The organism is Rhizobium sp. 01N424 (assembly GCF_056399485.1).
Genome location: NZ_JBFTRK010000001.1, coordinates 968,475 through 990,590, shown reverse-complemented (window position 1 = coordinate 990,590; position 22,116 = coordinate 968,475). Strand labels below are relative to the sequence as shown.

28 protein-coding genes are annotated in these 22,116 nt (G+C 63.4%); 11 read left to right on the top strand and 17 right to left on the bottom strand.

Annotated features, from left to right (window positions below; genetic code table 11):
• From AC1DNK_RS05125 to AC1DNK_RS05080, 10 genes are all read right to left on the bottom strand, one after another.
• Entirely contained in the window at positions 1 to 567 is a 567-nt protein-coding gene (locus AC1DNK_RS05125) for an HK97 family phage prohead protease (protein WP_477939700.1), read from the bottom strand.
• A 121-nt stretch (positions 568 to 688) separates the two neighbouring features.
• Positions 689 to 1,006 (bottom strand): DUF6107 family protein, encoded by a 318-nt coding sequence (locus tag AC1DNK_RS05120; protein ID WP_310297727.1) that lies wholly within the window; start codon positions 1,004 to 1,006, stop codon positions 689 to 691.
• Positions 1,007 to 1,184: 178 nt separating this feature from the next.
• Positions 1,185 to 1,760, bottom strand: a complete 576-nt coding sequence (locus tag AC1DNK_RS05115) for an alpha-ketoglutarate-dependent dioxygenase AlkB (RefSeq protein WP_477939699.1) — start codon at positions 1,758 to 1,760, stop codon at positions 1,185 to 1,187.
• The gene (locus tag AC1DNK_RS05110) at positions 1,757 to 2,074 is read right to left on the bottom strand and encodes a type II toxin-antitoxin system RelE/ParE family toxin (RefSeq protein ID WP_477939697.1); all 318 of its coding nucleotides are present in this window, start codon (positions 2,072 to 2,074) and stop codon (positions 1,757 to 1,759) included. Before AC1DNK_RS05110 ends, AC1DNK_RS05115 begins: the two co-directional genes overlap by 4 nt.
• Positions 2,075 to 2,335, bottom strand: coding sequence for a CopG family ribbon-helix-helix protein (locus AC1DNK_RS05105; RefSeq protein ID WP_112390964.1), 261 nt, complete (start codon positions 2,333 to 2,335; stop codon positions 2,075 to 2,077). It lies immediately after the preceding gene.
• 57 nt (positions 2,336 to 2,392) lie between these two features.
• Entirely contained in the window at positions 2,393 to 3,550 is a 1,158-nt protein-coding gene (locus AC1DNK_RS05100) for a phage portal protein (protein WP_477939696.1), read from the bottom strand.
• Between the two features lie 64 nt (positions 3,551 to 3,614).
• On the bottom strand, positions 3,615 to 3,977 hold the full coding sequence (locus AC1DNK_RS05095) for an HVO_A0114 family putative DNA-binding protein (RefSeq protein ID WP_477939695.1): 363 nt from the start codon (positions 3,975 to 3,977) through the stop codon (positions 3,615 to 3,617).
• Positions 3,970 to 4,260: a toxin-antitoxin system TumE family protein gene (locus AC1DNK_RS05090; RefSeq protein ID WP_477939694.1), complete on the bottom strand. Its 291-nt coding sequence runs from the start codon at positions 4,258 to 4,260 to the stop codon at positions 3,970 to 3,972. Before AC1DNK_RS05090 ends, AC1DNK_RS05095 begins: the two co-directional genes overlap by 8 nt.
• A 53-nt stretch (positions 4,261 to 4,313) precedes the next feature.
• Positions 4,314 to 4,625, bottom strand: a complete 312-nt coding sequence (locus AC1DNK_RS05085) for a Dabb family protein (RefSeq protein WP_477939692.1) — start codon at positions 4,623 to 4,625, stop codon at positions 4,314 to 4,316.
• A 23-nt stretch (positions 4,626 to 4,648) separates the two neighbouring features.
• Complete coding sequence (locus AC1DNK_RS05080) at positions 4,649 to 5,320, bottom strand: hypothetical protein (RefSeq protein WP_477939691.1); 672 nt, start codon at positions 5,318 to 5,320, stop codon at positions 4,649 to 4,651.
• A 141-nt stretch (positions 5,321 to 5,461) separates the two neighbouring features.
• Between AC1DNK_RS05080 and AC1DNK_RS05075 the strand changes: the two genes are divergently transcribed.
• Positions 5,462 to 5,590 carry a hypothetical protein gene (locus tag AC1DNK_RS05075; protein WP_310297709.1) on the top strand — a complete coding sequence of 43 codons (129 nt, stop codon included), beginning with the start codon at positions 5,462 to 5,464 and terminating at the stop codon, positions 5,588 to 5,590.
• Positions 5,591 to 5,623: 33 nt separating this feature from the next.
• Here AC1DNK_RS05075 and AC1DNK_RS05070 read toward each other — a convergent pair whose 3' ends face one another.
• The 3 genes from AC1DNK_RS05070 to AC1DNK_RS05060 form a co-directional block, all read right to left on the bottom strand.
• Positions 5,624 to 6,913: a DNA-packaging protein gene (locus AC1DNK_RS05070; protein ID WP_477939895.1), complete on the bottom strand. Its 1,290-nt coding sequence runs from the start codon at positions 6,911 to 6,913 to the stop codon at positions 5,624 to 5,626.
• Between the two features lie 232 nt (positions 6,914 to 7,145).
• Positions 7,146 to 7,847: a hypothetical protein gene (locus tag AC1DNK_RS05065; protein ID WP_477939690.1), complete on the bottom strand. Its 702-nt coding sequence runs from the start codon at positions 7,845 to 7,847 to the stop codon at positions 7,146 to 7,148.
• Between the two features lie 388 nt (positions 7,848 to 8,235).
• The gene (locus AC1DNK_RS05060; RefSeq protein ID WP_477939688.1) at positions 8,236 to 8,838 is read right to left on the bottom strand and encodes a hypothetical protein; all 603 of its coding nucleotides are present in this window, start codon (positions 8,836 to 8,838) and stop codon (positions 8,236 to 8,238) included.
• A gap of 266 nt (positions 8,839 to 9,104) precedes the next feature.
• Here AC1DNK_RS05060 and AC1DNK_RS05055 point away from each other — a divergent pair, with 266 nt between their 5' ends.
• The 4 genes from AC1DNK_RS05055 (at position 9,105) to AC1DNK_RS05040 (ending at position 11,599) form a co-directional block, all read left to right on the top strand.
• Positions 9,105 to 10,463 carry an HD-GYP domain-containing protein gene (locus tag AC1DNK_RS05055; RefSeq protein WP_477939687.1) on the top strand — a complete coding sequence of 453 codons (1,359 nt, stop codon included), beginning with the start codon at positions 9,105 to 9,107 and terminating at the stop codon, positions 10,461 to 10,463.
• A gap of 46 nt (positions 10,464 to 10,509) precedes the next feature.
• A complete protein-coding gene (locus AC1DNK_RS05050) occupies positions 10,510 to 10,842 on the top strand; it encodes an MmcQ/YjbR family DNA-binding protein (protein ID WP_477939686.1) in 333 nt (110 codons plus the stop codon).
• Positions 10,843 to 10,904: 62 nt separating this feature from the next.
• Positions 10,905 to 11,159, top strand: coding sequence for a type II toxin-antitoxin system Phd/YefM family antitoxin (locus AC1DNK_RS05045; protein WP_477939685.1), 255 nt, complete (start codon positions 10,905 to 10,907; stop codon positions 11,157 to 11,159).
• Complete coding sequence (locus tag AC1DNK_RS05040) at positions 11,156 to 11,599, top strand: PIN domain-containing protein (RefSeq protein WP_477939683.1); 444 nt, start codon at positions 11,156 to 11,158, stop codon at positions 11,597 to 11,599. The genes AC1DNK_RS05045 and AC1DNK_RS05040 overlap by 4 nt, the downstream gene beginning before the upstream one ends.
• A gap of 3 nt (positions 11,600 to 11,602) precedes the next feature.
• Here AC1DNK_RS05040 and AC1DNK_RS05035 read toward each other — a convergent pair whose 3' ends face one another.
• Positions 11,603 to 12,517 carry an SDR family oxidoreductase gene (locus AC1DNK_RS05035; protein WP_477939682.1) on the bottom strand — a complete coding sequence of 305 codons (915 nt, stop codon included), beginning with the start codon at positions 12,515 to 12,517 and terminating at the stop codon, positions 11,603 to 11,605.
• 107 nt (positions 12,518 to 12,624) lie between these two features.
• Here AC1DNK_RS05035 and AC1DNK_RS05030 point away from each other — a divergent pair, with 107 nt between their 5' ends.
• Entirely contained in the window at positions 12,625 to 13,197 is a 573-nt protein-coding gene (locus AC1DNK_RS05030; RefSeq protein WP_477939679.1) for a TetR/AcrR family transcriptional regulator, read from the top strand.
• 3 nt (positions 13,198 to 13,200) lie between these two features.
• Here AC1DNK_RS05030 and AC1DNK_RS05025 read toward each other — a convergent pair whose 3' ends face one another.
• Positions 13,201 to 14,643, bottom strand: a complete 1,443-nt coding sequence (locus AC1DNK_RS05025) for an MFS transporter (RefSeq protein ID WP_477939678.1) — start codon at positions 14,641 to 14,643, stop codon at positions 13,201 to 13,203.
• A 141-nt stretch (positions 14,644 to 14,784) separates the two neighbouring features.
• Here AC1DNK_RS05025 and AC1DNK_RS05020 point away from each other — a divergent pair, with 141 nt between their 5' ends.
• The gene (locus AC1DNK_RS05020; RefSeq protein ID WP_477939676.1) at positions 14,785 to 15,672 is read left to right on the top strand and encodes a LysR family transcriptional regulator; all 888 of its coding nucleotides are present in this window, start codon (positions 14,785 to 14,787) and stop codon (positions 15,670 to 15,672) included.
• Positions 15,673 to 15,803: 131 nt separating this feature from the next.
• The gene (ampC, locus tag AC1DNK_RS05015) at positions 15,804 to 16,955 is read left to right on the top strand and encodes a class C beta-lactamase (RefSeq protein ID WP_477939894.1); all 1,152 of its coding nucleotides are present in this window, start codon (positions 15,804 to 15,806) and stop codon (positions 16,953 to 16,955) included.
• A gap of 23 nt (positions 16,956 to 16,978) precedes the next feature.
• Here the strand turns inward: ampC and AC1DNK_RS05010 are convergent, their stop codons facing one another.
• Positions 16,979 to 17,455: a YcgN family cysteine cluster protein gene (locus AC1DNK_RS05010; RefSeq protein WP_477939892.1), complete on the bottom strand. Its 477-nt coding sequence runs from the start codon at positions 17,453 to 17,455 to the stop codon at positions 16,979 to 16,981.
• A gap of 187 nt (positions 17,456 to 17,642) precedes the next feature.
• Between AC1DNK_RS05010 and AC1DNK_RS05005 the strand changes: the two genes are divergently transcribed.
• Complete coding sequence (locus AC1DNK_RS05005; RefSeq protein ID WP_310297681.1) at positions 17,643 to 19,781, top strand: transglycosylase domain-containing protein; 2,139 nt, start codon at positions 17,643 to 17,645, stop codon at positions 19,779 to 19,781.
• A gap of 541 nt (positions 19,782 to 20,322) precedes the next feature.
• On the opposite strand, the gene AC1DNK_RS05000 is transcribed toward AC1DNK_RS05005, so the two are convergent.
• Complete coding sequence (locus AC1DNK_RS05000; protein ID WP_477939674.1) at positions 20,323 to 20,613, bottom strand: GIY-YIG nuclease family protein; 291 nt, start codon at positions 20,611 to 20,613, stop codon at positions 20,323 to 20,325.
• 370 nt (positions 20,614 to 20,983) lie between these two features.
• Here AC1DNK_RS05000 and AC1DNK_RS04995 point away from each other — a divergent pair, with 370 nt between their 5' ends.
• Together AC1DNK_RS04995 and AC1DNK_RS04990 are read left to right on the top strand one after the other, a co-directional pair.
• A complete protein-coding gene (locus tag AC1DNK_RS04995) occupies positions 20,984 to 21,571 on the top strand; it encodes a DUF1214 domain-containing protein (protein WP_310297672.1) in 588 nt (195 codons plus the stop codon).
• Positions 21,564 to 22,115: a DUF1254 domain-containing protein gene (locus tag AC1DNK_RS04990; RefSeq protein WP_112517193.1), complete on the top strand. Its 552-nt coding sequence runs from the start codon at positions 21,564 to 21,566 to the stop codon at positions 22,113 to 22,115. The genes AC1DNK_RS04995 and AC1DNK_RS04990 overlap by 8 nt, the downstream gene beginning before the upstream one ends.
• The last annotated feature ends 1 nt before the right edge of the window (position 22,116 follow it).

Sequence of the window (22,116 nt, the reverse complement as noted above, 5' to 3'; positions counted from 1 at the left end):
CTATCTGAAGGTTTCGGTCAGCATCGCCCTTGCCGCCCGGCGCATGGCGCGGACGAGCTCGGTCTCCTTGTCGCGGAACCACCGCGCATTCTTGATGTTCTGCACCCGCGCCGAAGGCAGCATCGGAAAGGTGACGATCGAGATCTCCCAGAGATCCGCCTCCAATATCCGCCTGATACCGCTCTTGGCATCGGTGCGCGCCCGGACGGTCCTGAAGCCGATCGACAACCCGTCGAGCGCCCCGTTCCTGATCAGCTGCCGCACCTCGCCGGCCCGTGCCACGCCATCCGCCAGCACGCCCTCGACATAGAGCCCGCGGCTATCCTCACGGATCGTCTTCCACGCCCCGATCGGCTCGGAAGGATCATGCTGAAACAGCATCCTGACCCCCTCCGCGCCGCGCTCCGACAACGACTTGCGAAACGCCCCGCGCTCCACCTGGTCCTTGCCGAGATCGACCTCGCCGAAGACACTCGCATAACCCGAAAACGTCCCGTCGCGCTTGAGATGGCGCAGTTCCAGATTGGCAAACTTGCGCGTCTCCGCGCCCATGAGCGATGCGGTCATGGTTGGTGCTCCTGATTGTGAAAGTGAAATGTCTGACGGGGGAGCGGTGGACGAATAGCGAATAGCGGCGAATGCCGCCCGCCACGACCGGATCGCAAGCCCAAAAACTATTCGCTATTCGCTACTCACTATTCGCTCGGTATTGCCGCGCCACCCGCGCCAAAACCCCCAGCACCCACCAGGCGCAGAGGCTCGCCGCAGCCGAGCCGGACAGCATGACTTCGGAAGCCGAAAGACGATCGGCGATCCCCAGCCGCTCCACGAGCCAGATCCCCGTGGGACCACCGAAAATCAGACCGCAGGAGAGCCCCGAAAAGAACCGGCTCGCCGCTTCCCGCCTGCTCTTCGGCAAAAGATAGATCAGCGACACCGCCGCCCCTGCCGATGCCCCCAGCGCCCGGCTGGCCCAGAGCCCCCCATCATTGGAAAAGTCAGCCATCGTCAAACTCCCTTGTGGAGGATGCGCACGCGAATGGCCCGCAAAGGCCCACCGCCAGCGCGGACCGGCATCCCCGCCAATCGCGTTTCAACGAATCTTATGAATCGCTTGCAAGACCTTGCTGGAGGGCTGGATCAGCAGCTTCACACGCCGATTCAACGCGTCCGTATCCGGCGGCTCAAAGGCTCCGGATCACATTGCGAAAGGTCAGCGACAACCGCCGCCCGCGAGGCCGCTTCGTGCCATCGACACTATCGGCGGCCCGTGCCGGTATCTCATGCGTCCAGTCATATCGCGCCGCGCCCTCCATCACGAGCAGCGACCCCGGCTCCAGTATCAGGCTGCAGCGCTCCCCGCCTGCCGCATGCCGGAACACCATCTCACAGACCGACAGCAGGCTGAGCGAAGCGATCCGGTCCGCGAAACACGGCACGCAATCGATATGCGCGCTAATCCCTTGCCCCGGAAGATACTCATTGGCAATCACCTGATCCGGCAGACGTTCGAAATAACCTTCGCCGGCAAGCCGCCCGCAGAAACCAGAAAGCCAATCCGGCAACGGCCCGAGATAGGCATCGCCGGTCACAGCCTGGGCCCGATAGTCATAGCGGTAACCGAAATGCTGCACCCGCCGCTTCAACGTCGTGTCCCAGGAACCGGCATCGAGCGCTGCGGCAAGCCGTACGGCCTCTTCACCGCTGAAAAACTCGGGCACATAGGTCGCGCCAACAGGCAATCGCGCTTGAACCGTCACTCGCCACCCGTCTCGAAATCATCGTCGCCGTCGATTTCCATGCTCGTATCGTTCTGCCGTCCATGGCGGACTGCAACGATATGCACGGCGTGCTCCGTGATACTGTAATCGATGACATAGGGTGCGACGACAAATCGGCGCCGGCCGGCGAGCGGCAGAGCAGCCACGCCCGCATTGGGATAAGCACCAAGCGTCCGGATCGCCGCCTGGATTTGGCGCATCACGCTCTCTGCCGCACGCGGATCGTGCTCGGCGATATAGGCACGCTCGCGCCGGAGATAATCAGCAGCATCTTTGGAGATGATGACTTTCATCTACGCCGCGTCGGGCCTCGATGCCGCGACCAGTTCGTTCATCAGCCGCTCGGCATCCTCGAATTCGCCATCGCGGATCTGTGCCTCGCCGTGCAGCACGTCGAGAACATCCTTTCCCTCCGCCTGCAGATAATATTTCAGCGCCCGCACGATCACCCAGCTGCGCGTGCGATCCGTCGCCTTGGCGATCGTCTCGATATCCTTCAGCATGTCCTCGGGAAGACGCAGGGCGATCGGATCGGAAAGAACAGGCTTCGGCATGGCGGTATCTCCAATTTGTAATACCACGTATAACAAATTGCCCCGCGCGCCTCAATCTCAATACCCCACCGCCTCCCGCTTCTCCTCATCCGTCAAAAACGCCGCCGCCCCCACTCTTGCCCACAATTCCCCGCGCTCGGCCGAAAGCCCGGCCACCTTATCCAGATCCGGCTCCAGCCGCAGCCCCTCGCCATAGGCGCCACCCAGCCAGGCCGAAAGCGAAGCCGCCGTCCGCGTCAGCATCGGCAGCACCGTGAGGCGATAGAAGGCCCGGTTGGCTTCCTGGTAGTTGGCGAACGTATTGTCCCCGGGAATACCAAGCAGCATCGGCGGCACGCCGAAGGCGAGCGCGATGTCGCGGGCGGCGCCATTACGCGCCTCAACGAAATCCATGTCCTTCGGCGACAGGCCCATCGCCTTCCAGTCGAGCCCGCCTTCCAGCAACAGCGGCCGCCCGGCGCGCATCGGCCCGGAATAGCCGTCGTCCAGCTCCTGGCGCAGCCGCTCATATTGATCCGGCGAAAGATTGCCGCCCTCCTTCGGCTGATAGACCAGCGCGCCTGAAGGACGGGCCGAATTGTCGAGCAGCGCCTTGTTCCAGGTGGCCGCCGCATTGGAGAGATCGAGCGCCACCTGTGCTGCCGCCAGAGGCGGAAAGCCTAAGTGATCGTCGAGCGGATGAAAGAGCTTCAGGTGAAGCAGCGCCATCCCCTCGGCCTCCACCGCAAAGCGCCGGACCGATCCTCCGGCTCTGTAGTCATAAGCCTCCGGCCACCCGTCCCGCCCCTCGACGACACTGATCCTGTCGGGCCTCAGGAGATGCAGCTCGCGCAACGCCGCCCCCACCATCAGCGGCTCGACGAAGGCATTGCCCGAGAGCAGCAGATGCCCATAAAGCGCCTCGAAGAAATCGGGCCCGCCCATCCGTCCGTTTGGCTGGCGCAGCAGTGCCGCCGCCGGATGCTCCGGCCGCTCCCGCTCGCCCTCGTAGATCAGAAACGGCACGCAGGCCGCAGCCTCCGCCACCAGCCTGACACAGCGATGCGCCACCGGGTTCTTCATGAACCCCTCGCGCGACAGCGCCGCATAGGACCGCCCCGTCCAACTCGCCTGCCCCTGCGCCGCCAGCGACAGAAACCCCGGCGCCGCCTTCTTTTCAGCCACAGCATTACGGCCCGCCGTGAAGCCCCACGGCAGGAAAGACCGGATGTTCATGTGATGTCCCTTGTTGAAAGGCGATTGGCGCTGATGGCTTGCCCTGGGAGAAAGGATGCGCGCCCTACGCCGCGATATCGATCGCCATTTCGGCCGTGATCTTGTCCCAGGGCACGGAGACCAGCCCCTTGCCGTCGCGGGCAATCAGCCCGGCAGCGATCAGCGCATGCACGTCGGCATGAACGCCGCGGTAATCCCGCCCCAGCGCCATGGCCAATTGCCGGATCGAGTTTTCGCCCGTTTGCTTCAAACTGCGCAGCAGCTGCCAGCGATTGGCCGTCAGCACCTTGAGCAGCAGCTCCATGCTTTCGAAACCGATCACCGCAGGGCGCTCGCGCAAATCGCCGGCATCGATCTCGCGGGCCGTGTCCCGCGCCTGCGAGAAGAAGTCGTCGAGGCCGGTGATCTGCAGTTTCACTTCACTCATGCCCGATCTCCCTTCTCACGTCTGCCTCAAAGTCGGCGATCAACTTGTCCATCGTCTCGAAGACATAGGGTTCCTCGCGGTCGCGATAATGCCGGTGATCGCCCTTACCCGCTTCATTGTCATAGCCGATGATGCGCTCGCCCGGCCGACCGTAGAACAGAGAATATTTCAGCCTATGCGGCCGCTCGGCATTCGCCTGCGGCAACCGCCAGATCCTGATCTGCAGAATCATGCCATCAGGCAGAAGCAGCTTTCGATCGTAGATCAATGTCGCAGGCGGCATATGCTATTTATAGCATATGGTATCGAAGGCATCAATGCACTCCCTTGAAGAGGTCAGCGGCCCATCGGCACCTTCACCGCCAACCCGCTATCGAAATCCGCCGCCACCCGCGTTTCGCGCAGCGGCTTCACCGTCCGCGTCGAAAGCTCGTAATCCGGATGCGCCTTGTAGGCCGCCAGCGCCGCCTCGTCGGCAAACTCGCCATAGACGACGAAATCGACGGCGTTGCCCCACTGGTCTGTCTTGACGTTCTCGCCGATCTCCAGCGTCAGCGCATGCGGGATCCCCGTCAGCACCGACAGGCCCTTGCGCACCGCCTCGCGGTTTTCTTCCGGCACGGTGAAGAAAACGATATGGCGGATCACGGGGCGCACTCCTTGCTCGGTCTTTAAGAGAGCCGGGCGATAACACGCGAAAGGCAGGCCTTCAACCGCTGCCAGAGGCCGCCGGGTTCCGCGCGGCGCAAGGCCGCATCGAAAAGCCTGCCGTAATCGCCGAGCTTTTCCGCCCTATCGGTGCCGTTGACGATGCGCCTGGCGTTCACCCAGTCGTCCTTCTCGCCGTTCAGATGGTCGGCCAGCCGGTGCTTGGTGAAGCTGCCTGCGATCATCCCCTCGACGAGGATCTTCACCGCCGTGCCCATCTCCATTGCCCGGTCGGGCGCCGCCACCAGATCGATGCCGGTCAAAAGGCTCATCGCCTCGTAGTTCCGCTTGTGCGTCAGCTGCACCAGCCCGCGTCCCAGCCAGCTCTTGCCGTCCTCGTCGGGCAGCCAGTAGACCGTCTTGACCCAGGACAGCTTGCCAGCCGCATAGGCGCGGTCGAGAATTTCGATCGCCTTCTCGTCGCTATCGGCCAGCGTCTCGCGCACCGGCTGCATCGTATAGGCCGTCTCGTGAAAGGCGGTCGCCAGGATGTAAGCCAGCCAGCGCCGATCCTCGCCCGTATGGCGCGCCTGCCAATAGTCGAGGATTGCGCTCATGCCCTCTACCTGCGGCTGCTGCAGCGTGCCCTTGAACAGGCTGGCGCGCACCTCGTCGAAGAAAATCCTGCGGTCCATGTGGATAACCCTGAAAATCGTCGCGGCCCTAATCGATTAAAATGATTTCAATCGTTTAAGGCGTTTAAGCCCCTGATTTACAGCCTATTTAAGCTGTGTCATGCATTCCTCATATTGCCTGTGCAGCCGGAGAGGAGACCGATGCAGACGCCCGCCAACACCCAGACCACCATTCCCCAGCACCTCGTCGACCAGATGGAAAACGAGTGGCGTCAGGTGCGGCCGACTCGCGAGCCACCGCGTCCGGCCGAGCCGCCGAAGCAGCGATAAACCGCCGCGGCGCGAAAGGCGAGCGGCGAAGCGTCATATACCCCTGACCCGCGGTTCGCCGCCGCCTTCGAGCATCAGCGCCGTCAGCGCCCAGACCAGAGCATCCAGCCGGTCGGGCGAGCGGCCGTTCGAAAGCCCATCCGGGCCGAAATCACACATCTGGTCCTCCAGCGCCGTAAAGCGCCCGGCATGGGCAACACGCCCTTGCTCGTAGAGCGCCGCCACCGGCTCCGCCCGCAAAAACTTTCCGCGCGTCGCCCGCACGGTCGTCACCGGCAGCGTCGCATCGATGCTCTTCAGCATCGCCGACACCATGTCGCCACCCTGGTTGATCTCGGCGATCACCCTGTCGGCACCGAAGCGCTGGTAGGCGCGCGCCACCGCACCCGCCCAGCCCGCCGGGCTCGCACCCTCGACCGAGCAATCGGCCAGCACCACGGCCCGCCCGGAAACCTCCATTCCCGCCACGACAATGCCGCAACAGGATTGCGTGCCGGCCGTTGCCGGCGGATCGACCGCGACGACGATGCGCCGCAGCGTCCCGGTAAAGCGGATCGCCAGCGCCTCGATCTGGCCGCGCTTCCACAGACCGTCCTCGCGGTCCTCGATCAGCTCTCCATCCAGCTCCTGGCGCCCCAGCCGCGTGCCGCCGTAGCGCGCCGCAAGCGCGTCAATAAAACCGGGCGCCAGATTGGCACGGTTGGCAAGCGTGCTGATCCGCGCCAGCCGCGTCCCCTCGTCGGCAATCAGCGCCTTCAACAGCGGCACCGGCCGCGGCGTCGTCGTCACCAGCTGCTGCGGCCGGTTGCCGAGCCGCAGGCCGAACTGCAGCATGTCGAAAGTCTCCTGCCCGTGCTTCCACTTCGCCAGCTCGTCGCACCAGGCCATGTGAAACTGCGGCCCGCGCAAACTCTCCGGATCCTCCGAAGAAAACACCTGCGCCACCGCGCCATTCGGCCAGACCAGCCGCCGCCTCGAAATCTCGAATTCCGGCCGGTTTCGCCGGGCGATCCTGCAGATCCCGGAAATACCGTCGATCATCACCTCACGCGCATCGCCCAGCGTCTCCGCCACCAGCGCGATCCTCAGATCCGAACGCTGCCCGGCGCTCGCCACCGCATGCACCCATTCCGCCCCCGCCCGCGTCTTGCCGGAACCGCGCCCGCCGAGCAGCAGCCACGTCCGCCAATCGCCCTCCGGCGGCCTCTGCTCCAGCCGCCCCGTCAGCTGCCAATCCCTGAGTGCGGCGGGAAAGGCGCCGAGCAACGGCCCGCCGATCCGCTCCAGCTGCTCGAGCGCCGACAGCGCCGGATCAAGCCGCATCGGCCAGGTCTCCATCGTCTCATTGACGGTTTCGGCAAGGCGGTTCCAACCCGAAGCAATCCGGGAACCGGACGCCCCATCATCGACAGCGCCGTTACGGCAGACAGTCCCGGCGGCCATTGCCGCAGACCCGCGTCCGCCGAAGGCTTCGTCTGCAATCCCGTCGCCGGCGATCGCATCGTTCAGCGCGTCGCCACGCTGCCGTTTGGCAGCGCAGGCAGCCGGTTCCAGCTCATCTGTCCGGCCCGCACCGATCCTCTCCAGCCCTTGCCGCAGCGTCCCGGCCGCCGACAGCGCCTGCGCCATCGCCGCGCGAACCTGCGCGGCTTCGGCCCGCCGCTTCTGCCGTGCCGAGCGCGGCCGCCTCATCCTTCCCGATGGAGGAAATCCCGTCACGTCCGCCCGCCTCCGCCCGCCAAGCCCCGATCCGTTCGGCGACAAGCAGCGCCGCTTTCTCCTCGGCGCGCTGCTCGATGATCTCCAGAAGCTGCCCCTTGGCCGCCGCATAGCCTTCGGCCTGCTCGCGGCTTTCCATCTCGATTTCCCGGTCGCGGGCGAGCTGCCGCTGCAGCTGGTCGATCTTCTCCAGCGTGCGGACGATCAGCCCCATGGCATCGACAGCCGCCTTCAGATCGGCCCGCGCCAGCTTGCCCGCCGCCTCGTCGCCGCCGTCGGCAGCAATTTCGGCGCCCTTGCGTAGCTCGACGAAAGCCGCAAACTGCTCCCGCATCTCCGCCGTCATCTGGTTGAGCATCACCCGGAGTTCATCGCCCGGCAGCACCTCCGACTTGGTCTCCAGCCGACAGGCCGCCACCGCGTCACGCGCCCGCTGATCGCAACCGCCGCCGCCGCTCTCCAGAGACTGCGCCCGGAAATAGACACGCCGCTCCGGCCAAAAGCCGCAAAGCTCCGCCACAAAAACCTCACCGATCATCGAAATCTCCGCCCCGCTCGAGGACATAAAAAAACCGGGTCGAAACCCGGCTGAAACCCCAACGGCAACCCCACCTACTTCCCTCATTCCTGTGCCCGTCACAGGAATCCAGCCACCGCGCGTCTGCGCGGTGAATGACTCTTCGCACTACAAGGAAAGGTTTCCCGCGACCCGAGACCGGGTCGCACGGATCCTGTGACATCCCGTGGGCAAAGCCCTAAGGCCACAGGAATGAGGAAGTGGCAGGCGACGCAACCCCGAAAGCCTGCACTGCATCGCAGCCGCAACTTTCCGACTATGCCATAACCCTATCAAACGACCGTCACGCCGTCAAGGATTATTTTCCTATTTCCACACGAAGCGTCGAGAGTGGCATGGACTGCCACCCCTAGGAAGCTTCAAACGGTAGGTCCTGACCGCGCCTTTCAGCGCGAAGCTGTTTCAACAATTCTATATATACCGGCAAAAGACGCTTATCGCGCCAAGGAATGGGCTCATCGTTAAGTATGTGCATAGCTTCGGCGAGGCATTCGAGTAGGTAGGCAATAGCGCTGGCATATAGCTCAAGCTCTTCGTTGGAAATCGGAGCTCTTCTTACTGTTAACGATCCTCTGCCCGACTTCATCGTCAACGAAAATGCGACAAAGGTAGTTTGATCGGCTGAAATCACGAAATGCGCCGAAGCGTTCCTCGCTTGCCTGCATTCATCGAAAAGCGTGAAAATTTCCGTGAGCAAATGGAAATATGATTCACCGCTATGGAGCCTGTTCAACGTGTTTCGGCAGAGAGTCAGAAGCGAAACGTTCCCGAGGTCAGTCGTAATACATTCACCCAGTTCGCGATCTAGACCACACAGTTGCCATGATAGAACCTGCATGACAGATTCACAAAGATTCCAGTCTGTTACGATCTGGCCAATCAGCTTAAGTCTTTCATCCTCGTACGCATTATCAAGGCCTGCCATTGGGATGAAGTAGAGTGACTTTGTCATAGTTGATCCGAGACAATGGCGAACAGAGGTGAGACACGCAAACTAGTCATTGCAGTTAAAACAGAATGCTCGGTTGCGAGATTATCACCGGAGGACACCCTCGCAATCAGAAATATACACCACAAATAAAATCACGCGCACGTTCAATTAGCATTCATTAATATATTGATTTCATTACTTAATCCCCCATCTTAACCACCTTCCTGAACCCTTCCTCAACCTCCCCCGGCGCCAACTGAACCGAACCCCATTCAGGCGGCACCATCATGAGCGGCATCCAGATCCGGCTTGCGGAAATAATCGAAGCGCTCAGCAAGGCGCTCGATCTGACGGAGGGGCAGCCGCCCGGCCATTGCATCCGCGCCTGCTATATCGGCACCCATATCGGCCGCGAGCTCGGTCTGCCCGACAGCGCCCTGCAGGATCTCTATTACACGCTGCTCCTGAAAGACCTCGGCTGCAGCAGCAATGCGGCGCGTATCTGCGAGATCTATCTGGCCGACGATCTCGCCTTCAAGCGCGACTTCAAGCTCGTCGATGGCAGCCTCGGCCAGGTGCTGCGCTTCGTCATCGGCCATACCGGCATGCAGGCAGGCCTTGCCGAGCGCTTCCGCGGCATCCTGAATATCCTGCAGAATGGCGGCGAGATCGTCACCGACCTGATCCAGACGCGCTGCCAGCGCGGCGCCGAGATCGCCCGGATGATGCGCTTTTCCGAAGATGTCGCCCAAGGCATTCTCGGCCTCGACGAACACTGGAATGGCGGCGGCCGGCCGATCGGCCTGTCGGGGGCCGAAATTCCGCTCTTCTCGCGCATCGCGCTGCTCTCGCAGATCGCCGATATCTTCCAGGCGAGCGGCGGCCCGGAGGCCTCGAAGGCCGAGATCGCCAAACGGTCCGGCACCTGGTTCGATCCCGATCTCTGCGCCGCCTTTGCCCGCGTTGCCGCCCGCCCTGACTTCTGGCAGGTGCTCGCGTCCGATCAGCTGGAAGAGGTCGTGCTGAGCAGCGAGCCCGGCCAGCAGGCGATCATGGCCGACGACAATTATCTCGACGATATCGCCGCCGCCTTCGCCAAAGTCATCGACGCCAAGAGCCCCTATACCTCCGGCCATAGCGATCGCGTAGCGCTGTTCACCGATCTGATCGCCGAGGAGATGGGCATCGATGCCGAGGGGCGCCGCTTCCTGAAGCGCGCCGCCCTGCTTCACGATATCGGCAAGCTCGGCGTTTCCAATTCCGTGCTCGACAAGCCGGGCAAGCTGGAAGGCGAGGAATGGGTGCAGATGAAGCGCCATTCGGAATTTTCCGAGCTGATCCTGTCGCGCATCCATGCCTTTTCGGATGCCGCTGTTATCGGCGGCGCCCACCACGAGCGCCTTGATGGCAAGGGCTATCCGCGCGGCTTGACCGCCGAAGCGATCCCCATGGAAGTCCGCATCGTCTCGACCGCCGACGTCTTCGACGCGCTCACCGCCGACCGCCCCTACCGTTCCGCCATGCCGATTTCGAAGGCGCTGTCGATCCTCTGGGAAGGCGCCGGCCAGAGCCACGATCCGGTCTGTATCGAGGCGCTGGAACGGGCGCTCGACCGCGCCGCCATCGAGAAGAAGGCGGCTGCCTGATCTGGCCCGCGCTTGGGCCATCTGATCTTCCATGCTATGATCCGCCATGGACCGGGAACAGCTGGCAGCCTTCGCGCTTTCCCTGCCGGAAACGGCCGAAAGCGCCCATATGGGCACACGCGATTTTCGCGTGCGCGGCAAGATTTTTCTGACCTTTCCGGATCAGGATTACTGCGTCGTCCGCCTGACACCCGACCAGCAGAAACTCACCCTCGAAGTCGCCCCAAAGGAGACGCTCGCCGTCCCCGGCGGCTGGGGCGAACGCGGTTCCACCCGCCTCTACCACATGCTCGCCAGCGATGCGCTGACCGAAGACCTCGTGCGCAAGGCCTGGCGCAACGTGGCGCCGAAGAGGTTGCATGGGCTGCTAGGTGTCTAGGGCTTGCAGCGCGTCATCGTACGCGCTAAATTGGTCATATGTGACCACTTGAGGCCATCGAGATGACGACCATCAGCCTTAAAGATGCGAAAGCAGGATTTTCGGACTACGTCGAAGCGGCGCTTCATGGTGAGTTCATCACCATCACCCGCCACGGCAAGCCGACTGCCGTGCTTGTCAGTGTGGAAGCCGCCGAAGTCGCGAAGGCTGCCATGCGGCCGAATCGCCCGAGCTTTTCCGCCTTCCTTCAGACATTCCCGGGCGACGACGCCGTCTTTGAACGCAACAGCATCCCCTCGCGGGATATAGAGCTTTGAACGGCTATCTGCTGGATACCGATGCCATCTCGCTGCTCTCGCCCGGCCGCAGCGGTCCGCCGCGTTTCAGCCGCTGGCTGGACGCGCAGGATCGCCACGACCGGTTGTTCCTGTCCGCCGTCACCGTCCACGAGGTCGAGCGCGGCATCCATCTGTTGATCGGCAAGGGTGCAACCGCAAAAGCCGATGGCTACCGTGCATGGCTTGCCTCGCTGGAGGAGACGTTCGGCGACAGAATTCTCGCCGTCGATGCCAAGGTTGCCTTGGCCTCCGGCGCGCTGGAGGCAGCCGCCCAGCGAAACGGCCATAACCCGGGAATGGCCGACGCCCTGATCGCCGGAACCGCCAAGCTGCATCAATTGACCGTCGTCACCCGGAATACCAGGCACTTCTCAGCCTTTCCCGAGATCAACCTGCTCGATCCGCAGGATGCAACCTGACCCTCACCGGTACCCCGCCGCATCCGCCGGTTTCCCCGTTTCCACCACCTCGTCCATATACCGCCAGCAATCCGGCCGCGATCCATCCACATCGTCGAAGCCATAGACCTTCGTAAGCCCGCCGCTCGACAGCGACTGCCCGTTGAACCGCGCCCTGTCGCTATCGGCAGCCAGGGCCGCCACTGCGCGCCCCACGAAGCGTGGGGTTTCGGAAATGACGAAATGCGCCGGCGCGATGCTGCTTTCGCGCCAGGTCTCCTCGGTTACCCCGAAAATCTCCAGCATCATCTCGGAGCGCATCCAGCCCGGCGTCATCGAAACGGCGGTGCAGCGGTGCTTTTCCAGGTCCTTGGCATGCGCCCAGGCCATGCGGATCACGCCTGTCTTGACGAGGTCGTAATAGGGGTTCAGCCGATAATGCGCGGCGTTGTACTCGGCCGTGCCGTCGGTCATCTCCACCAGCAGTCCGCCCGGTCTTTCGATCAGCAGCGGCAGGGCGTAATGGGCAGTGATAAAATGCGTGTCGATCGCCAGCCGCAGCATGCGCAGGCCGTTTTCCAGCGAGTGTTCCCAGACCGGCTTGTCCCATTCCGTCAGGTTCTCGCCGCCCCATATATCGTTGACGAGAATATCCAGCCTGCCCTCGTCCGTGCGGATCCGCCCCACCAGCGCCTCCACCTCGGACGCCACCAGATGGTCGACGCGCAGGGCGATCCCCCGGCCGCCCGCTGCCGTCACCATCTCCGCCGTCTCCTCGATCGTCTCCGGCCGGCCGTATTCCGAGCGCTGCGCTCGCGTCGAGCGGCCGGTCACATAAACGGTCGCCCCGGCAGCACCAAGCTCGATCGCAATCCCCCGCCCGGCGCCGCGCGTTCCGCCGGCCACCAGCGCCACCTTTCCCGTCAGATCCGCTGTCATAACCAAATCCTCCACGCTAGAACCAAAATCCGCCCGCATCTCCCGTCGGGCAATTGATTATAAACGAACGTTCGTTCATATTGAGGGCGAACGCAAGAGGAAATGCAATGCCGCGCAGCCGCACCCTTCAGGACGAGCAGCTTCTGGAGATGGTTCTCGCCCTCATCTATGCCGAGGGGCCGGATGCCGCCAGCTTCGGCGCGGTGGCCAAGGTCAGCGGCCTCTCCGGCTCCACCCTCGTCCAGCGCTTCGGCACGAAGGCGGCGATGCTGCGGGCGGCACTCATGCATGCCTGGGATGGACTGGATGCCGAAACCGCAAAGCTTGCCGCGGCCGCGGAAAAGACACCTGACGGCGCCGTCGCCCTGCTCGCCGGCCTGTCGCAGGATTACGGCGAGGACGCGGCCGCCTATGCCCAGGGCCTCCTCGTGCTGCGTGAAGATTTCCGCGATCCGCTGCTCCGTGCCCGGGGTGCAGCCTGGGCCAAGGCGCTGGCGGAGGCGCTCGCCGAATGCCTGTCCACCTCGCCGGATCCCGCAACCTCGGCCCGGCTGATGCTGTCGCAATGGCAGGGCTCGCTGCTCTGGTGGGGCTTCACCGCCGAAGGCCGTGCCGCCGATTATGTGGAGCGGGAGCTGCGGCTGTTTCTCGGGGCGCTTGATCTGAAAGCGCCAGTCTGATCGTCACACCTCGCCTTCCGCATCGGCACGCCGCGCGCCGGCAAACCGGGCCACTCCGGCAATGGCGATGGCGGCGATGATCAGGCCTGCCGCGACAGCGAAGGTCAGCCGCATGCCTGCTGCAATGGCATCGGGCGCCGCCGCCGCGGCATCCGCACCGCCAAGCGCTGCGGCAAAGATCGCCCCCATCACCGATGCGCCGGTGATCAGGCCGAGATTGCGCGAGAGACCCAGCATGCCGGAGATGACGCCACGCTGCCCCGCCGCCACGCCGGTCATCACCATCGTGTTGTTCGCCGCCTGAAACAGCTGATAGCCCGGCGTCAGCACCGCGATCCCGGCAATGTAGCCGGCAAGACCCGGCAGAGCGCAGAGCGCCAGTGCCCCGGCTGCCATCGCCGCCAACCCTGCTATCACCATGTTTCCGGCACCAAGGCGGTCGACGATCCGCCCGGCCAGAACGCCGCTCACCGTCGAGATCAGCGGGCCGACCGACATGATCACCCCCGTCATCGCCGTATCGAGCCCCAGCCCGCGCGACAGGTAGAACGGCCCGACGACCAGCGTCGTCATCATCACCGTCGCCACGCAGAGATTGATCGCAAGACTCGGCGCCAGCACCGGATCGCGCAGCATCACTGGCCGAAACAGCGGCGACTTCACCCTCGTTTCGGCCAACAGGAACGCACCCGTTCCAGCCGCGGCCGCCGCCAGCAGCCCGGCCTGCAACATGCCGAAGCTGCCGCGGCCGATGGTCATCGCCAGTGCATAGGCAACCAGCACCAGTGCCAGAAGCAGCGTACCGGCCAGATCGAAGCCCTGGCGCGACGCTGGACTGCTCCTCTCCCCATCCCGCAGGCAATGGCGGGCGAGCAGGAAGGCGATCAAACCGAGCGGCACGGTGACGAGAAAGATCGCCCGCCAGCCGGCCAGCGCAATCAGCACACCGCCGAGCGAAGGACCGAGCGCCGTCCCGATCGCCGACATGGTCCCGAGCAGCCCCATCGCCCGGCCGGTCTTTTCCTTCGGCACCGCCTCGCCCACCATGGCAATGGCAAGCGCCATCATCACCGCTGCGCCCAGCCCCTGCAGCATCCGGGCGGCGATCAGAACCCAGAGCGCCGGCGCCAGTCCGCAAAGCGCCGATGCCGCGGTGAAAAGCAGGATACCCGCCATCAGCAGGCGGCGCCGCCCGATCAGGTCGCCGAGCCGTCCGGCGCTGACGATCAGCGCCGTCATCGCCAGCAAATAGGCGATCACCACCCACTGAACCTGCTGGAAACTGGCTGAAAACGCCTGCGCCAGCACCGGCAGACCGACATTGGCAATGCTGGTGCCGAGCGAGGAAAGAAGCAGCGCCAGCGACAGGCTCGCCAGCGCTCCCCGCACCGGCGCCGCAGCGATTGGCGCCACATCGGAGGTGGTGGGTCGAAGGGGGATGGTCATGCGAAGCGCTCCGTTCTCAAATGCTCCTGAAGAGGAGCCGGGGAGAAGCTAACGCCACCGGATATATGTCGGAATGCGCATCATTTGCATTTCATTCGTGCGCCAAACGCCATATCATCGCGATCACCAACCGGAGGCACCATGACCAAGCCCGATCTCAACCTCCTCTATACGCTCGATGTTCTGCTGGCCGAAGGCAGCGTGGCGCGCGCCGCCCGGCGCCTGCGGCTCAGCCCTTCGGCGATGAGCCGGGCGCTGGCCAGGCTTCGCGAAACCGTCGGCGATCCGCTTCTCGTGCGCGCCGGTCGCGGTCTGGTGCCGACGCCGCGGGCGCTCGAGCTGCGCGAGCGGGTCAGCCATCTGCGTGAAGAGGCCGAGACGCTGCTGCGGCCGGCCGAAGCCTTCGACCTGTCGCAGCTCAAGCGCACCTTCGTGCTGCGCAACCGCGATGGTTTCGTCGAGAATTTCGGCCCGGCCCTGATCCGCCTCGCCGCAGAGCGCGCCCCCGGCGTCCGGCTGCGCTTCCTGCCAAAGCAGGACAAGGACAGCGCCTCCCTGCGCGATGGCGAGGCCGATCTTGAAACCGGCGTCATCGGCGAGACGACCGGCCCGGAAATCCGCGCCCAGGCATTGTTTCACGATCGCTTCATCGGCGTCGTCAGGGCGGATCACCCGCTTGCGAAAGGTGCGATGACCGCCCCCCGCTATGCCGGAGGCCGCCATATCCAGATTTCCCGCCGCGGGCTGGAGGGCGGACCCGTCGATACGGCGCTCCGGGCGACCGGGCTGGCACGCGAGATCGTCACCGCCGTCGGCAGCTTTTCCGAAGCGCTGGCACTGGCGCGCGCCTCGGATCTGATCGCCAGCGTGCCCGAGCGCTATACCGGCAACCTGCGCGCCGGTCTCCACAGCTTCGCGCTTCCCTTCGCAGCGCCGGAGATCACCGTCTCGCTGCTCTGGCATCCCAGGATGGATGCCGATCCGGCGCATCGCTGGCTGCGCGGCTGCGTTCGCGAGATCTGCGCCTGACGGCGACCCATGCCCAAATTTATCTAGGGTCTCCTGCGAGTTCTTATCGTTTGTGACGATGCGTCCGGCCGCGCTATCGACCCGTGCCGGACCATTTTGCCGGCGCATATCAAGGAGCCGCCCCCGTGAATATGAGACACTGCCTTATCGCACTTTCCCTATCGGCAACCCCGCTTCACGCCGCGGAATTGACGGACAAAGCCTTTCAGACGCTGGCAGACGACGCTTTCCAGCCCATCATCAAGCAATTCGATATTCCGGGGCTCGCCATCGGCATTTCGGTCAACGGAAAGCAGTTCTATTACAGCTATGGCGAGGCCTCGCGCGAAGCGAAGACGCCAGTCACGCCTGATACGATCTTCGAGCTCGGCTCGGTCAGCAAAATTTTTAATGTGACGCTGGCAGCACTCGCCGAACAGCGCGGTGTCATTTCGCTTTCGCAACCTGTTTCCACCTATCTGCCGGAGCTGAAGGGCAGCGCTTTCGACAAGATCACCCTCGTCAATCTCGCCACCCACACATCAGGCGGCCTGCCGTTGCAGGTTCCTGACAGCGTCACCAACGACGCGGAACTGACGGCCTATCTCAAGAGCTGGAAGCCACCCTATAAGCCGGGCACGATGCGCTCCTATTCGAATGTCAGCATCGGCCTGCTCGGCCGCATCGCCGGTCAGCGTCTCGAAGGCAGCTACAGGCAGGCGGCGGAAAAAGACCTCTTCCCGGCGCTCGGCCTGAAGAGCACGTTCATCTCTGTTCCCGAAACCGCCGCAGACCGCTACGCCTTCGGCTACTCGAAGGATAACCGCCCGATCCGCGTCAACCCGGGCGTTCTCGACGAGGAAGCCTACGGCATCAAATCGACGCCGCGCGACATGCTGCACATGCTCGAACTGAACCTCGATCAGGCCGCCCTTGCCCCTGATCTCGCCGCGGCGATCCGCAAGACCCATACCGGCTACTTCGAAACCGCCTCGTTCACGCAGGATATGATCTGGGAGCAATATCCGTGGCCGGTGAAGCTCAACCGTCTCTTGGCAGGCAATGCGCCTGAGATGGTCATGAACAGCCAGCCGGTGAAGCAACTGGCAAAGCCGCTTGAGCCCCAAAACGCTGTCCTGCTCAACAAGACAGGCGCAACCAACGGCTTCGGCACCTACGTCATGCTGGTCCCCAAGACCCGGACGGCGCTCGTGGTGATCGCCAACCGCAACTATCCCAACACGGCGCGCGCCGAAGCGGGGCTGAAACTGCTCGAAGCGCTAAAGCCTTATACGGCCAAGTAAAAAAGCAGTGCGAGGCGCGGCCCCTATTCCGGCCGCTCCTTCGCCGTCTCGCCAACCGTCAGCGGCCAGTCCACCACGTAATCCTCCAGCGCTTCAGGGTCGATCTCCGTCTCGCTGATCGTCCGCCCGCGGGCGGAAATGCCCGCCTGGTGCACGGTCTCGGGGTCGCCCGAGACCAGCGGGTGCCACCAGTAGAGGTCCTCGCCCTCATTGATCAGCCGGTAGCCGCAGGTCGGCGGCAGCCAGGCGATCTCAGGCACGTTTTCTTTTGTCAGCTGCACGCAATCGGGCACGAAATCCCAGCGCTTCTCGTAGTTCGAGCACCGACAGCTCTCGCCATCCAGCAGCTTGCAGGCAACCGAGGTGAAGTAGATGTCGCCCGAGTCCCACTCCTCGAGCTTGTTAAGACAACAGAGCCCGCATCCATCGCAGATGCTTTCCCATTCTGCCTTCGTCATCTCGGGTAGCGTCTTGCGCTTCCAGAAGGGTGTGTCTTCCATCATTTCGTTTCTGCAACAGCGGCCCCGCAAATTCGCGTGAGGCGGGCTGCGTCTCTTGTTATCACCGGGCAAATCAATCAAACATTCAGCATGCTTCGTTTATCGAAGAGCGCAATGCCAAGTTAGGCTGTTGCTCTGACGCCTGGGGGGCCAGCCGTCAAGCGCGATCGGGCGGGAAGTGAAGAACGTGCAGGATCCTGATACTCCGGAAAAGAAGCCGAAGAAGAGCAGGCACCTTCTGCTGAAGATCGATTCCTGGATCGATTCGACGGTCTGGAACGCCGGTTTCCGCTCTGCCGAAATCTGGGAAGACATCACCATCTTCTTCCGCCGCTTCCGTGTGCGCGGCTGGAAGCGCATCGTTTTCGAACTCGGTGGCGAAGGCCTGACGCTGGGGTCCGTCGGCGCAGTGCTGATGCTGGCGCTCGCCCAACCCGCCTTCGAGGCGACCAAGGAAGACTGGCGCAATCGCGGCGATTTCGCCGTCACCTTCACCGACCGCTACGGCAATGTCATCGGCCATCGCGGCGTCATCCACCAGAACTCGGTGCCGATCGACGAGCTGCCCGACAGCCTGATCAAGTCGGTTCTGGCCACCGAAGACCGCCGCTTCTTCGACCATTTCGGCATCGACGTCATCGGCCTGTTCCGGGCGCTGGTCACCAATGCGCAGGCCGGCGAAGTCGTGCAGGGCGGCTCGACGCTGACGCAGCAGCTGGCAAAGAACCTGTTCCTTTCCAACGAGCGCTCGATTGACCGCAAGATCACCGAAGCCTTCCTGGCGCTGTGGCTGGAGGCCAATCTCTCCAAGAAGGAAATCCTGTCCACCTATCTCGACCGCGCCTATATGGGCGGCGGTACGTTCGGTGCAGCGGCGGCCTCGCAATTCTATTTCGGCAAGAGCATCACCGATGTGAACCTCGCCGAAAGCGCCATGCTCGCCGGTCTCTTCAAGGCGCCGGCGAAATACGCCCCGCATGTCAACCTTCCGGCGGCGCGCGCCCGTGCCAACGAGGTGCTGACCAATCTCGTGCAGAGCGGGCTGATGACCGAGGGACAGGTGATTGCAGCGCGGCGCAATCCGGCCACCGCCATCGACCGCAACGAGCAGGAGGCGCCCGATTTCTTCCTCGACTGGGCCTTCGACGAGGTGCAGCGGCTGGCCTCGCGCTTCCACCAGCATTCGCTGGTCGTGCGCACCACCATCGACATGGGCATCCAGCAGGCGGCCGAGGATTCGGTCGAGACATCGCTGCGCGAATATGGCGAGAGCTATCACGCCAAGCAGGGCGCGATGGTGATGATCGAAAACGGCGGAGCGGTGCGCGCCATGGTCGGCGGCCGGGATTATGGCGAAAGCCAGTTCAACCGCGCCACCAAGGCGCTGCGCCAGCCGGGCTCTTCCTTCAAGGTCTACACCTATTCGGTGGCCATGGAGAGCGGCATGACCCCGAAGACGACGATCATCGACGCACCGATCAGCTGGGGCAACTGGAGTCCACACAATTACGAAAACCGCTATGCCGGCCGCGTGACGCTGGAAACGGCGATCGCCCAGTCGATCAACACCATTCCGGTGCGGCTCGCCAAGGAAAAGCTCGGCATCCAGCCGATCCGCGCCATGGCCAAGGCGATGGGCGTGGAATCGCCGGTGCGTGACGACGTGACGATCCCGATCGGCACCTCCGAAGTCACCGTGCTCGACCAAGCGACGGCTTATGCAGTCTTCCCGGCAGGCGGCTACCAATCCCGCCGCCACGGCATCACCCAGATCCTCGATTACGACGGCGACGTGCTCTACGACTTCGACCGCGACGAGCCGCCGGCAAAGCGGGTGCTGTCCGAAAAAGCCGATGACGAGATGAACCAGATGCTGAGCCGCATCCCCTATGTCGGCACCGCCCGCAAGGCAGCGCTGGACAACGGCATCGTCACCGCCGGGAAGACGGGGACGACCCAGGCCTATCGCGACGCCTGGTTCGTCGGCTTCACCGGCAATTACACGACCGCCGTCTGGTTCGGCAACGACGACTATACCTCGACCAACAACATGACCGGCGGCTCGCTGCCGGCGATGACCTTCAAGCGCGCCATGGACTACGCCCACCAGGGCGTCGTGCTGCGCGCCATCCCCGGCATCGAAAACCCGCTGCCTTCCCCCAAGGACGCCGCCAAGACCGCCGCCGCCAAACCCGCCGACGGCATCCCCCAGCTGGTGCGCCCGCGGATGCTGTCAGCCGAAAGCACGAAGATCCTCAAGGACCTCGGCGAGAAGCTGAAGGACGCGGCGCCGCTGGAAGCGCAGAAGGTGGCGAGTGTGGAGTGATTGGGGTGGCGTAGCGCCAAGAGCCGCCCCACCCGCTTCTCTCGTCGCCGCGCCTGGGCGCGGCGGGGAGAGTCTTTTCACGACATGAGGTAGCCGCTTTAGTCATTCACGGCACGGACGTGCCGTGGGCTGGATTCCTGTGACGAGCACAGGAATGAGGGAAATTGGGGCTGAGCTCAGCGGCCAAAGAGCAACGTCCCAATGGCGGAAACCCAAGACCTGCATAGTCTATACGTAGCCATTGAAACGCGGCCGCAACCCCGACCTCCCGTCGGCGCGGCGGGGAGAGTCTTTCCACCACGTGAGGTAGCCGCTTTAGTCATTCACGGCACGGACGTGCCGTGGCTGGATTCCTGTGACAAGCACAGGAATGAGGGAGATTGGGGCTGAACTCAGCGGCCAGAGAGCAACGTGTCAATGGCAGAAACCCACGGCCTGCATCCTCTACACGTAGTCATTGAAACGCGGCCGCAACCCCGCCCCCCTCATTCCTGTGCTTGTCACAGGAATCCAGCAGCCACGCGTCTGCGTGGCGAAAGACTCACAGCCCATGCAGGTAGACCGAAATATCCTCCCACTCCGGATTCATCGCCTCGATCAGATTGAGCTTCCACTGCCGAGGCCACTTCTTGATCGTCTTCTCCCGGGTGATTGCCGTCGTCAGCAGGTCGTATTCTTCAAACCAGACCAGCGTTTTCACGCCATACGTCGATGTAAATCCCGGCGTCAGTTCGTTCTGGTGCTCGAAAAGCCGCGTCGAGAGGTCTCGAGTCACGCCGGTGTAAAGCGTGCCGTTTCGCTGGGATGCAAGGATATAGACATAACCCTTCATGGTTGAAGATTGGCTTTGATTTTCTTCTTTGACAAGAGTTACTCACGGCGCAGACGCACCGTGGTCTGGATCCCTGTGACGAGCACAGGGATGAGGGAGTTTTGGTTTGGCCGCAGAAGACAGCCGAGATGCCGAGATGCCGAGCGTACTGAAGACATAGCCTCGCACAACACTCTCGACCGCACCGTATGATCCCAAGCGCCTCCCCTAACCTCCCTCATCCCTGTGCCCGTCACAGGGATCCAGCCGCCGCGCGTCTGCGCGGCGAGAGACTCTTCCGCCGGCCTGAAACGTGAAAACGACCTCCACCATTCCACCCCGCCAGAATCAGTGCTAACCCTTTCACCTGATTTGATCTCAAGGGCCGGCAGTGTTTCGATTCCCGCTATTTATCGCGATTACGCTGATCGTCGCTTTCGGCGGCGGGATCATGGTTTCGCGGTATGCGCTGGATGTGACGCAGGGGTTCGGCGCCATCAAGCTTGGCGCCTGGGAAGCCTTTCCGGAGCTGCAGACGGCTGATGCCGATCCTTACGCGAAATCGCACCGGGCGCGCGCCGGGAAGCTGCTTTACGGCAGCGCCGAGGGGCTGACATTCACGGCTGGTGTCGATGACCATGGCGACCGGCTGAATGCCGGATGCAGCTACCGCATCAGCGGCCAGACGCCGGCAGCGCGCCTCTGGACGCTCTATACATCCGACAATAGCGGAAATCCCGCCTCGGTTCGCCCCGGCCTTCCCGGCGCGCTGAATTCCTGGACCGTTCTGCGCCAGACCGACAGCAGCTTCGTCATCGACGTTTCCGCCAATGCCCGGCCCGGCAACTGGCTGGCGCTCCCGGCAGCCGGCACCTTCCGCCTGGTGCTGACGCTGTTCGACACACCGACGGCCGGCAGCTCCGGCGTCATCGATCTCGCCATGCCGAAGCTCGAGAAGACCGGGTGCGGCAATGCTTAGGATCGTCTTTGCCATCATCACCGGCCTGTTCGGCGCCGCCCTGCTGCATCTGGTCATCATCCTGGCGCTGCCGCATTTCACCGGCAAGGATGCCGAGACGCGGGTGATTGCCGAGGGTGATCCGAACAATTTCTATCTGCTGTCGTCGACCTATGACGATGCGGGGCTGTCGAACAGCGATCCCTTCGTGCGGACCGCCGTCTGCTCCTTCGATCTGGAGGACGGCCCGGTGCGCTTCACCGCCAAGGGCAGCGTGCCCTTCTGGTCGATCGCGGTCTATGACGGGGCCTCGAACGAGGTGTTCAGCATGAATGACAGGACGTCGGTCGGCGGGGCGCTGGATGTGCTGGCGGCAAGCCCGATCAAGCTGACGGAGCTGCGCAAGGCTTTGCCTGCCGATTTGCAGCAGACCATCCTGGTGGAGATGACCCATAGCGAGGGTTACGCGGTGCTGCGCACGCTTGCCCCGCAGGCAAGCTTCGACGACGCGGCAAAGAACTTTCTGACCGAGGCAGGCTGCGAAACCTACGCCAGCGGCAATTGAT